Genomic DNA, 10829 nt, shown 5'->3' with positions numbered 1-10829 from the left:
TGCTGGTCACCACCGAAGCCATGATCGCCGAGGCTCCGAAGAAGGAGTCGGCTGGCGGCGGCATGCCTGGCGGCATGGGCGGCGGCGGCATGGGCGGCATGGGCGGCATGGATTTCTAAGGAAATCCATCAGCACGCCCATGAACTGATAATGCTCAAGCCCGCAAGCGGGCTTGAGTGGCGGCATGGATTTCTAATCCAGCCCATCAGCCTTCAGATACGGAAAGGGCGGCAGCGATGCCGCCCTTTTTAATTGTTACGCACCTCATTCGCCGTGCCAGCCGCGATCGGCGGGCGAGACCTCCTGTACCGCTGTACGCTTTGGCAATAGTTACGGCATGGATCGCAGGGCTGGAGCCATCTCTTGTTCGGCCTTCGGCGCTTTCGGCAGGGCTCCGCGCCGGCTTCGATGCGATGAAGGCCATAAAATATCAGCTCGCCGTTACCGCGACCTCTTCGGCAGGCAAAGCACCTTCTACCAGCGCGGCGACTTCATCGGCCACCGCCAGCACCGGGGCACGGTCGCGGGTGGCGCGCGCGATCACCATCAGCCCTTCCAGCGATGATTCGACAAGCAGCGCCAGAGCGCGGGCGCGGCGCTCGGGCACCCCTGCCCTGACGAAGGCCGCCTGCAGCAAGCCTATCCATTGCTCGAAAGCCGACCGGCACAGTTCGGCCAGCTCCGGCACGTCGGTCGGCGAGTCCAGCACCACGGGCGCGATTGGGCAGCCAAGCGTGAACTGGTTGTCCTCCAGCATGCGCGCGACCGACTGATAGATATGGTGGACGGCCACCGCCGGATCTTTTTCGGCAGCCAGCTCTTCGCCAAGCCTTTGAGTCACCTTGTCAACGCTGTCGCGCGTCACTTCGATGACCAGTTGGTCCTTGCCGCCCGGAAAATGAAAATAGAGCGATCCTCGTGGCGCACCGGAGGCGCTCAAAATGTCGTTGAGCGAAGTACCGTGATAGCCGCGCTGCCTCAGCAGCAGCGCCGTCGCCTCCATCATGCGGGTGCGGGTATCGTTGGCCATGTCAACCTCTGTCAGGAGTCAGCATTATAGACCTTGCACGAGATATAACAATCGGTTTACATAATATGTAGATCAGTCTATATATCTTCACGTGTAAGAGGAGAACGATAAAATGACCATCCGTGAAGCAGAGGCCCAATGGCAGGGGTCGTTAAAAGAAGGTTCGGGCCGCCTGCGGCTTGGCAGCGGCGTCTTCGAAGGCACCTATTCCTTCCCGTCGCGCTTCGAAAACAGTCCCGGCACGAATCCGGAGGAACTGATTGCGGCGGCGCATGCCGGCTGCTTTTCAATGGCGCTGAGCGCCATACTGGGCAGCGGCGGTCATGTCCCCGTACGAATCCACACCGTCGCCAAGGTGCATCTCGGCACCAGCACGGCCGGACCGACGATCACCCGCATCGACCTTGAAACGGAAGCCGAGATCGCGGCGCTGGCGCCCGAGGAATTCCAGCGGCTTGCCCAATCCGCGAAGACGACATGCCTGGTCTCCCGGGCTTTGGCCGGCGTGGCGGATATCAGGCTCAAGGCCGACCTCGTAACGGCCGCCGCTGCGGAAAATGACATCAGGAGGTCCCAAGATGGAACAGAATAGCATCATGCTCGTCCATCCAGACGACCAATCCAGACGGACGGCCGAGATCATGCGGCGCTTCAACGACGTGTTCCAAAATCATGATCCGTCGGCACTCCCGGGCCTGGTGGCCGAGGACTGCGTCATCGAAAATACCATGCCGGCGCCAAATGGCGCCCGCCATGCCGGGCGGGAGGCGTGCGTCGGCCTATGGTCGGCAATCGCCAGCGAACCCGGCACCCGCTTCGACCTTGAGGAGACGTTCGTCGCCGGTGAACGGGCGACAATCCGCTGGCGTTACTGGCGTGCCGACGGCAACTCCATCCGCGGCGTCAATCTGATGCGCGTAGCGGACGGGCAGATCGTCGAGGCGATGGGATACGTCAAGGGATAGCCAACAGGTGCTATCGCTCGGTCAGCGCCAGTTTTGCGCCGAGCGCGACGAAGGCGCCGGCGAAGGTGCGGCGCATCCAGGTCAGCACCATCGGCCGCGACACGACATGGCTGCGGATCGAGGCGGCGAAGATGCCGTAGCCGACGAAGACGACAAACGTCAAAAGCATGAAGACGGTGCTGAGTTCCAGCATCTTCGACAGCGCACGCGGTTCGGTGGTGCTGACGAATTGCGGCAGGAAGGCGAAGAAGAAGATCGACAGCTTCGGGTTGAGGATGTTGATGAGAATGCCCGAGGTGATCACCTTGCCGGCCGAGTGCGGCGCGACATCGTGCCCGACGCTCAAGCTGCCGCTCTCTTTCAGCGTGTTCCACGCCATGTAGAGCAGGTAGGCGACGCCCAGATATTTCAGCGTCTCGAAGGCGAGTGCGCTGGTGTGCAGCAGCGCCGCCAGACCGGTGATGGCGGCCGCCATATGCGGAATGATGCCGAGCGTGCAGCCGAAAGCAGCGATGATGCTGGCGCGCGCGCCGCGCGAAAGCCCGGCGCTCAGGGTATAGAGAACGCCAGTGCCGGGCGAAGCCACGACAATCAGCGAGGTCAACAAGAATTCGATGCTCACGGATGATCCTCCTGTGCCCTGCCCGTCGGCAAGGTAGCCAGCGAACCGCGCGGGCACAAGCCAGCCCGGGAGCCAGGTAGTGTCTCATTTCAAGCATTGCCCCTGAAGCGACATTCGCATTGAGGTCAACAGCCAGTCTGGTGGACTGGCTGCCGCATCGGCGCATAGTCGTCGACTTACGCGATCTTGCCTTTGGGGAACAGTCGTATGAGGGGGGCACGCCATGGAAGTCGCTGATGGCGCACGTGTCGACGTTCACGTCCCGTATATTCTCGTCCATTCCGATCGTGAGATCAGGCGCCACGCAGCATGGCCACAGCATCGGCTTGAAACATCAGAACATAGCGGCCGATCACGGCGTCGAACGGTCGGTCGAACGAGAGTGCCGCGGGATCGCCTTCATGGAAGCTGACTTTCTGGATCGGATGCGCCGCCGCGCGCCCCTCCGCCGCCGCAAGAGCCGCCGGAGCCCGATCTGCGCCGATGACCTGACCTTCGCTGCCAACCATCTCGGAAACCAGGAATGTAACGTCGCCCGCGCCACAGCCGACGTGGAGCACGCGCATCCCGGGTCTTATACCCGCAGACAGCAAGATTCTTCGCGTGATCGGGTTAATGATGCCCGCCTGATGGCTGAGACGTCGCTCGTCACCTCCGGCCTGGTGGGACCATCGTCTTCCATGAGCCGGATTGGAACGGCTGTCGATCCAGCCGCCAGCGCCGACCTACAACGACTGCTGTCGATGGATCGTCGAGACGTTCCGGCGCAGCGGTATCGAGACCAATATGGGTATCAAGCTCGATGCGGCTTCCGCGCGGCTGGATTGACCGCGCTCTCAATGCACTTGGAGGCGGTTGTTGGGGAACCAGGAACGGTTTCGACTGGTCACACCAGACCGCTGAACTCATTGTCACGATGCTGCCGGAAATACAGAGCCGGGGAGTTGCGACGGCCGCTGAGGTCGATATTGAAACTTTGGGACAGCGCATGCAGCTCGAAATCGAGGCGGGTAGCGTGATCGTGAGCCGCTCGGAAGTGGGCGCCTGGTCGCGTGCCCCGACCTAAGTGACAAGACTGGAGCGACAGGGTAGCCCGTACCAATCCTTCTCCTGGGTTCTGGAGGCTGCCTCGCAGGAAAGACCAAGGCGAATATCCCGCTCTTGGCAACGTGCTTGATCTGGCAGATGAACCGAACGGCTACTTCCCACCCATTCCGGGCGCGCTTTCTCGTCTGATGGCTTCCTCAGGCGAACCATGCACTGCTTGCCCTGGTATCACCACGATCGGCCAGACCTTCGAACGACCCTTCACCGCGAAAGAGACCAGTCTGGAACGCTTCTTGACGACCATGCCGTATAAGTTAGAACTTGTCCTTGCGCCGTGACCACCTCCTCCTGAAGCAGGATAACCGTCATGTGTCACAAATCCTTTGGATCGCAGGACCTGACAAAAAGCGGGGTGGTGGCGCATGCCGTGTCCTGCGCCGCAGCCGTTTTCTCTGCCCGCACGGCTTTCATGATCCTTCGCTCAGGCAGAGAAATGCTTGCGGCAGCCCTCGTGCTCGGACTTTGCGCAACTGCGGCCGCTGACGACGTGCTTTTCGAAAACGTCCGCATCTTCGACGGAAAAGGCGCTGCACTTTCGGCCCCATCGAATGTGCTGGTCGAGGGCAATGTGATCGCGCGGATCTCGGCAAGTCCCATCGCGGCCGAAGGCGCGCGGCGCATTGCCGGCAACGGGCGAACGTTAATGCCGGGGCTGATCGATGCGCATTGGCACGCAATGCTGATTGCGTCCACGCCGGCAGAGGCGATGGGCGACGTCGGCTTCGCCAATCTTGCGGCCGGCGACGAGGCGACGGATACGCTGATGCGCGGCTTCACCACCGTTCGCGACGTGGGCGGGCCGGCGTTCGGCCTCAAGCGCGCGATAGATCAAGGCATCATAGCGGGACCGCGCATCTATCCGTCCGGAGCCATGATCACCGTGACCAGCGGGCATGGAGATTTCCGCCAGCTCAGCGACTTGCCTCGAACGATCGGCGGCTTGTTCACTCCCATGGAGAGGAACGGCGGCAGCATAGTTGTGGACAGCCCCGACGAGGTTCGTTTGCGTGCCCGCGAGCAGTTCATGCAGGGGGCCGCGCTGCTCAAGTTGACAGCGGGCGGCGGAGTGTCGTCGCCCCACAGCCCGCTCGACGTCACCACCTTCACCGAGCCCGAACTGCGGGCCGCCGTTGAAATTGCCGAGAATTGGGGCACCTACGTCGCCGCGCACGCCTTCACCTCGGATGCGATCCGGAAGGCTATCGCGGCTGGTGTCAAGTGCATCGAACACGGCTTCCTCATGGACGAGGCAACCGCCAAGCTGATCGCCGAAAAGGACATCTGGCTGAGCTTGCAGCCGCTTCCCGAATTGATGAGGACAGGCCTCCAAGAGGGTTCGGTCGAGCGAGCCAAGGCCGATGAGGTGTGGCCGGGCATCGGCAGGACCTACGAACTCGCGAAGAAATACAAGATCAAGACGGCATGGGGCACCGATGTCCTGTTCTCCCGCGCGTTGGCGAAGCAGCAGGGGGCAATTCTGGCGTCGCTCGTGCGTTGGTACACGCCTGCCGAAGCGCTCGTCATGGCGACCGGGACCAATGCCGAGCTCCTCGCGCTGTCGGGCCGTCGCAACCCCTATCCGGGGAAACTCGGCGTGATCGAAGAAGGCGCGCTCGCGGACCTCCTGCTCGTCGAAGGCAATCCGCTGGAGAACCTCGACGTGGTGGCCGATCCAGCGAACAACTTCAAAATCATCATGAAAGATGGCCTGATATACAAAAACACTATCTGAGGCCGTTATCACAGCGTCGGCAGGCCATGGCTGCGACGCGCCATCAGGCAATCGTCGCCGCCGGGCATGCAGGCGCGGCAGACGTCCGGTCTGACCTCGTAAATGCCGCAGGTGGTCGACTTGCCGACCTCGCCGGCAAGCGCCGAGCAGCGCACGCCGTCACAGCGCATGCCGGATTCGTCGGCGGCCACATACTTCTGCGGGATCAGGTCGAGCTGTGCGTCATCCTCGGTCGAAAAGCGCGGCCATTCGGATAAATAGGAACAGCAGGCGCCGCAGCTCTGGCAATCGAAGAGAGGGGCGGCGCGCTCCTCCAGTGAGGAAAAATTCCCGGCGCTCGCTAAGGCAAGCAGCCCTGACGCAACCGGATTCAGATCGGCGTTTCGCGGCAAGGGCGCTATTTCTTCTTCCTAGTCTTGCGCGATGCGACATCTGCCGGCGACTTGAACAGATCGGTCGCGGCCTCGGCGGTAACGTCGGCTTTCGGCGCGGCGGCCGGCTTGGCCAGCTTTGCGGTGACAGCAGATGCCGCCGGCTGATCCTTGGCTGAAAATTTTATGGCCATATCAATCCTCGTCGGAGAAACGCGATGATGGCGCATTCGGGTTGCGAAGGCGGCCGATCAGCGCCGAGACCGCCGTGATGTTCATTTCCTCGGGCGACCAGTTCCTGGTCTCCTCGATGTGCCGGGGCGCCAGCTCGCGATGCGTGCTGCCACTATAGGCGGCATCCTGATGGGTGACGCGCTCGTGGGTCTTGGCATTCTCGCGGACATACTCGATCAGATAGTTCGGGCATTCGGAGCGGCCACGCACGCCGAGCCTGACCTGGGCATCGCCATGGGCGCGCTTGCAGCGCTCCAGCTTCTCGAGCACCCGGCGGACATATTCGACCGGCTTGTCGAGCTCTCCCACGACATCGGCGATGGTCGAATCGGCGGCGATCGCCTTTTGCGGGACGCGCTTGGTGGCCATCAGCGTTTGCCCACGCGCTTCGGCGAGGCTGCGAGCGCGGCGGCCGCAGCCATCTCGTCGGCTTCCTTTTCCAGGCGCAGTTCGCGCAGCCGCGCGGTCTTGGCTTCCCGGGCCTCGCTGACAGCATCCTGTTCGGAAATGATGCGGTTGAGCGACATGGACTGGGTCTGGGCCTTGCTGAAGATGGATTCGGCCTGGTCGCGGGGTTTCTTTGAAGTAGCGGTCAAGGTCTTTCTCCCGGTTCGGAGCATGATGCCGCAAAATGGCGAGACCGGTCTTTCGACCAGGACCACGCACAAAGCAATACGGCAGTCGGATTCAAATTGCTGAGCATCCTTAACACGTTCAAGCGAACGCGCGGTGCTCTTTTCCAATTTTTGAAGCGCGAAATGCAAAAGGCCAGGCATTGCCTGACCTCCCGCTGAAGCGCCGCGCGTCCAGTTGAACCCGCTGACACTTTCTCATCCGCGCATGATCCTTTCTGGAAACTGATGTTTCCCGGGTCATGCGCTGGAATTCGCCGTTCACCGGTGCCAGTACATCCGTGGTCACCGGCGAAGCTGAATTCCGTTTTAGGCCGCCTTCAACTGATCGGCGGACATCTTGCCCGACTTGTTGTCGCGGACCATCTCGTAGCCGAGCTTCTGGCCCTCGACGATGTCGCGCATTCCGGCGCGTTCTACGGCCGAGATGTGGACAAATACGTCGGCCGAGCCGTCGTCAGGCTGAATAAAACCAAAACCCTTGGTGGCGTTGAACCATTTAACTGTGCCTGTGCTCATAACGAACCCTTTCCGTGGCAAATATTCGTTCGCCGTCATGTGAATGCACAACAGCGTTTGTCTCGATTTTGATGGGGGAAGTTCGTCAAAGGCGCGCCTGGACACGCGGATAACAAAAGTCGGTCAAACAAATATCGACGAATTGCTTTTAGACTTCTTTTGCCACCGTGTCAATTTTTGCCTTTGGCGCCCGGTAACATCTCGCGCCGCTGGCTGCGCGGAATCGACGGGAGCCCGACTGCAAAATCACACCGACATGCGGGAACCGTTTTGGCTCTCATGCATTTTGCATATGTCGAAAGTTATTTTGAAAGAGCGATCTTGAGAAAGGCTGACGACAACAGGACGCCCCCCGCGCAGAAGCACGAGGGGCGTTCTTGCATGCGTCGGAGGAACCGCGCTCACGTCACCGCGGTGATCAACGGCAGGATCTCGTAGCGGAAGCCCAGCCCGGAGCGCACCGTCGGATCAGCTTCGGTCAGTTCCCTGGCGCCCTGTTCGTCTTCGGCCCGCACGATGCCAAGGCCCCATGGCCCGGCTGGATCGGCGACCGGTCCGAACAAAAGCACCCTGCCCTCGGCGAGTTTGCGGTGCAGATAGTCCGAATGCTGCTTCATCAGCGCCTCTTCCGCAGCGGTCATCGTGAAGGCGAAATCGGGCCGTGGCGGTATGAGCCTGCAGTGGAACACGGCCTGTGGCTTGCCGTGCCCCTCGCTGGTGAGGAAATCGCCCAGCCAACCGAGCACGTGCTCCCAGCCGGAGCCGTGGGCGCGGCACGACTCCTTGCGCGCACCAAAACCTTGATGGCGCAGGGTCAGCCGGGTTCCTGCCTCGACCGCTTCGAGCATGTATACGACGGTAGTAACATTGTCGCCGTCCCACGGCGCCTTCCACGTCATCACCAGCCTGTGCGGCGGGTCGACCTCCAGATACTCACCCTGGACATGGAATTCCTCGCCGTCGGCGCCCTTGCCTTCCGAACGCCAAGCGCCGCCCGGCCGCACGTCTGCGATATGTCTGGTCGTTCGGTACTGTTCGTCCGAACCCCACCAGAGCGGGATCTGGTCTTCAGCGGTCAGTGCGTGAAACACGCGCTCCGGCGGCACTGCGATCGTCACAGTGGCAAGGATGGTGCCCGACGAAACGTCTGCGATCGCGCGCGGTCTGTCGTTGCTGGTCATCATTCGCTCTCCAGATAGGATTTCAGATTGCCGAGGCTCGCCTGCCAGAAATCGCGATAGGGCAAGATCCAGTCGGCCACGTCCTTGAGCTCGGCCGGCTCCAACCGGTAGAGCCGCTCGCGGCCGATCTTCTGCTCGGAGACGACGCGCAGCTCACGCAAGACCCGCAGATGCTTGGAGATCGCCGGCCGGCTCTGCGAAAAGGCGGAGGCAAGTTCGTTAACTGGCGCCGGCCCCAGGCGCAATCGGTCGAGGATGGCGCGTCGGGTCGGGTCGGCGATGGCCCGGAAAACGGAACGGTCATGGTCAGCCTGCGGCATAATACGTATCCATTTGGTTACCTATTATGCCGATCCTCTCCTCTTGTCAACTGCAGCTCGTGTTCAGCGTTCCTGTTCGGATGGCTTGATGACGATTTTGTTGACGCGCGCCGCTGATCGAGGCCTGCTTTCGCAGGATTGGTGATGTGCCAGCCGGGCCCGGTCGGCACAGAGCCGTCTCGAACGGCGTCTCCAGACCTGCCTTCGCCAGATCGTCCGGCGGGTGAAGAAAAAGGCGGCTCGGCCGCCGGCTAGAAACTAAGACGCTTGGAGAAAGCGTTGGTGAAAGCGACCTCGCCGTTGTCGCCGGTGGCTTCGCCAAGCACAACGTCCATGCTGTCGCTGGTCACTCGCGCCAGCGCGAAGCCGCCCATATAGGCGGCCTTCGGCTTGAACAGGTCGAGCCCGTCGCGGCGGTAGATCATTGGTGTCTCGTGCTGGTGGCCGTGGAATATGCCGATGACATTGTAGCCCTTCAGCGCCGCCAGCAGCGCCTGCCGGTCCGCCTCGCTCCACCAATGCGGCGGACCGGTACCGTCATCGTCGAAGGTGCTTTTGGCGGCATTCCACCGTTCGGTCGAAAAAACATCCCAGCCATAGTGCTGGTACAGGATGACGGGGCGGCGATCCGCTGCATAGGTCGCCAGATCCTGCTCCAGCCATGGTAGGCTGGATACCGCGCCGTGGCCGGCGTCGCCGGCAAAACGGTGCGTCTGGACGAGATGCAGGCCGCCCCAGTCCCATGAGTAGCAGTCGGTGTCGACATCGTAACTGGTGGCCGGCACCGGCGGCTTGAAGAACACGCCGGCACGATGGTTGACCTCGACGTAATCGCGCATTTCGCGGCGGTACCAGTCGACGTGCTGCGGCGGGCCGTTCTGGTCGAGATCATGGTTGCCGAGCCCGACATAGACCGGCATATGCACGCGATCGGGACCGACGCCCTGCTGGTAACGCTGGCTGAACTGCAGCAGCTGCGTGCCTTCGCTGGGCTGGGTGACCTGGCCGCCGCCGTCATCGGTCATGTCGCCGCCGACGATGAGGCCGAGCGGCGTGCCGATGCGGCTGCCGGCTGAGCGCAGGCCGGTGGCTATGCCGTTGATTTCGGCCGGCCAGTCCTTCTCGCCGATGGCGTTCAACGCGGCGACACTGCGCAGCAAGGCGGCGTCGGTCTTGCCTTCCTGCTGACAATTGGGGCTCAGCCCGCTGGCCATGCGGCAGGCATGGACATCGGCGACGAACAGGAAGGTGGCGTCGACAGGCGGAATGCCCTGCCCGGTCGCTCCGAGCGCCGGTCGCGCAAGGGTGCCGGCTGCAGCAAACGCTGCCGCCTGTGCCAGGAAGCTGCGCCGGGAGAGTGATCCTGCCGAGATGCGATTCATGACGCGAGATTCAGCACAGCCGGCGCCTCTTCGTCCAGTTGGCTCGAACGGTATGTCGACACGGTGCCGCAGGTCTGGCATTCCTTCAGTGTCAGGACTCAACTTGCCGGGCAGACGAGGACGCTATGAAGACTATATCCATCGGCACGGCACTCACCATCCTGGCGAGCGCCGCTCATGGTGCCGAGTGTATCGACGCCAAAGGCGCCAAGGCCGGCTTCATTCTCGAAAGGCCCGGCATCCACAGCGAGTTTCGACCGGCGGCGGCTGGAATGGTGTCGGTTGCCAACGAATACCAATCCCAATCGCCGCAGACGCAGTTTCTGTTCGGCGGCCTGATCGAGGTGTTTCGCGACAGCGAGACCGGTCAGCTTGCCATGATCCCGTTTTCCGATCTCAGAAAGCTGTTTCCGCTCAAGGCCGGGGCGAAGAGCAAGACGATATTCGTCCGTCTCGCAGCAAACAAACAACCGAAGGGCACCGAGACGCTCGAGATCAACGTCAAGGGCAAGGAGACCTTCAGCCTGGGCGACTGCAAATACAACGTGCTCGCCGTGAGGCAGACGATCAAGAACGAGGCCGGCAAGACACAGGATGAATTCACCGCGCTGTACGCGCCCGACCTGCAGGCCGTTCTGGCCAGGCGCTATGACGAGGGCACCAGCGGCGAAAGCGTGGTCGGCTACGAGGTGATCAAACCGCTGCCAAATTAAGTCCCGGCAGGGCAGAGGGCG

16 protein-coding genes are annotated in these 10829 nt (G+C 62.0%); 5 read left to right on the top strand and 11 right to left on the bottom strand.

From position 1 onward, the window contains the following. Window positions 1–430: 430 nt before the first annotated feature. Window positions 431–1030, bottom strand: coding sequence for a TetR/AcrR family transcriptional regulator (locus tag ACWUKX_RS14650; RefSeq protein WP_456007582.1), 600 nt, complete (start codon window positions 1028–1030; stop codon window positions 431–433). A 112-nt stretch (window positions 1031–1142) separates the two neighbouring features. Here ACWUKX_RS14650 and ACWUKX_RS14645 point away from each other — a divergent pair, with 112 nt between their 5' ends. After that, complete coding sequence (locus ACWUKX_RS14645) at window positions 1143–1622, top strand: OsmC family peroxiredoxin (protein ID WP_456007580.1); 480 nt, start codon at window positions 1143–1145, stop codon at window positions 1620–1622. After that, entirely contained in the window at window positions 1609–1995 is a 387-nt protein-coding gene (locus ACWUKX_RS14640; RefSeq protein WP_065009021.1) for a nuclear transport factor 2 family protein, read from the top strand. Before ACWUKX_RS14645 ends, ACWUKX_RS14640 begins: the two co-directional genes overlap by 14 nt. 10 nt (window positions 1996–2005) lie before the next feature. On the opposite strand, the gene ACWUKX_RS14635 is transcribed toward ACWUKX_RS14640, so the two are convergent. Then, window positions 2006–2617 (bottom strand): LysE family translocator, encoded by a 612-nt coding sequence (locus ACWUKX_RS14635; RefSeq protein WP_456007578.1) that lies wholly within the window; start codon window positions 2615–2617, stop codon window positions 2006–2008. Between the two features lie 293 nt (window positions 2618–2910). Further along, complete coding sequence (locus ACWUKX_RS14630; RefSeq protein ID WP_456007576.1) at window positions 2911–3210, bottom strand: methyltransferase domain-containing protein; 300 nt, start codon at window positions 3208–3210, stop codon at window positions 2911–2913. 97 nt (window positions 3211–3307) lie between these two features. Here ACWUKX_RS14630 and ACWUKX_RS14625 point away from each other — a divergent pair, with 97 nt between their 5' ends. Together ACWUKX_RS14625 and ACWUKX_RS14620 are read left to right on the top strand one after the other, a co-directional pair. Then, window positions 3308–3445 (top strand): hypothetical protein, encoded by a 138-nt coding sequence (locus ACWUKX_RS14625; RefSeq protein WP_456007574.1) that lies wholly within the window; start codon window positions 3308–3310, stop codon window positions 3443–3445. A gap of 712 nt (window positions 3446–4157) precedes the next feature. Further along, window positions 4158–5456: an amidohydrolase family protein gene (locus ACWUKX_RS14620; RefSeq protein WP_456007572.1), complete on the top strand. Its 1299-nt coding sequence runs from the start codon at window positions 4158–4160 to the stop codon at window positions 5454–5456. An 8-nt stretch (window positions 5457–5464) separates the two neighbouring features. Here the strand turns inward: ACWUKX_RS14620 and ACWUKX_RS14615 are convergent, their stop codons facing one another. The 8 genes from ACWUKX_RS14615 to ACWUKX_RS14580 form a co-directional block, all read right to left on the bottom strand. Then, window positions 5465–5848 (bottom strand): YkgJ family cysteine cluster protein, encoded by a 384-nt coding sequence (locus ACWUKX_RS14615; protein ID WP_456007570.1) that lies wholly within the window; start codon window positions 5846–5848, stop codon window positions 5465–5467. 5 nt (window positions 5849–5853) lie between these two features. Next, a complete protein-coding gene (locus tag ACWUKX_RS14610) occupies window positions 5854–6021 on the bottom strand; it encodes a hypothetical protein (RefSeq protein ID WP_456007567.1) in 168 nt (55 codons plus the stop codon). A gap of 1 nt (window position 6022) precedes the next feature. Continuing rightward, the gene (locus ACWUKX_RS14605; RefSeq protein ID WP_455841478.1) at window positions 6023–6430 is read right to left on the bottom strand and encodes a hypothetical protein; all 408 of its coding nucleotides are present in this window, start codon (window positions 6428–6430) and stop codon (window positions 6023–6025) included. Beyond that, the gene (locus ACWUKX_RS14600; RefSeq protein ID WP_455841501.1) at window positions 6430–6657 is read right to left on the bottom strand and encodes a hypothetical protein; all 228 of its coding nucleotides are present in this window, start codon (window positions 6655–6657) and stop codon (window positions 6430–6432) included. The genes ACWUKX_RS14605 and ACWUKX_RS14600 overlap by 1 nt, the downstream gene beginning before the upstream one ends. 345 nt (window positions 6658–7002) lie before the next feature. Beyond that, on the bottom strand, window positions 7003–7212 hold the full coding sequence (locus ACWUKX_RS14595; RefSeq protein WP_010915421.1) for a cold-shock protein: 210 nt from the start codon (window positions 7210–7212) through the stop codon (window positions 7003–7005). A gap of 401 nt (window positions 7213–7613) precedes the next feature. After that, a complete protein-coding gene (locus ACWUKX_RS14590) occupies window positions 7614–8396 on the bottom strand; it encodes an SRPBCC domain-containing protein (RefSeq protein ID WP_245316339.1) in 783 nt (260 codons plus the stop codon). Then, entirely contained in the window at window positions 8393–8713 is a 321-nt protein-coding gene (locus ACWUKX_RS14585; RefSeq protein WP_095519476.1) for an ArsR/SmtB family transcription factor, read from the bottom strand. Before ACWUKX_RS14585 ends, ACWUKX_RS14590 begins: the two co-directional genes overlap by 4 nt. 251 nt (window positions 8714–8964) lie before the next feature. After that, window positions 8965–10095 (bottom strand): metallophosphoesterase, encoded by a 1131-nt coding sequence (locus ACWUKX_RS14580; protein WP_456007565.1) that lies wholly within the window; start codon window positions 10093–10095, stop codon window positions 8965–8967. Between the two features lie 125 nt (window positions 10096–10220). Here ACWUKX_RS14580 and ACWUKX_RS14575 point away from each other — a divergent pair, with 125 nt between their 5' ends. Next, window positions 10221–10808 carry a hypothetical protein gene (locus ACWUKX_RS14575; protein ID WP_456007563.1) on the top strand — a complete coding sequence of 196 codons (588 nt, stop codon included), beginning with the start codon at window positions 10221–10223 and terminating at the stop codon, window positions 10806–10808. Window positions 10809–10829: the final 21 nt, after the last annotated feature.

Source organism: Mesorhizobium sp. f-mel, from assembly GCF_053850215.1.
Note: the sequence above shows the minus strand (reverse complement) of the source record. Positions and strands in the feature narration are given on the sequence as shown.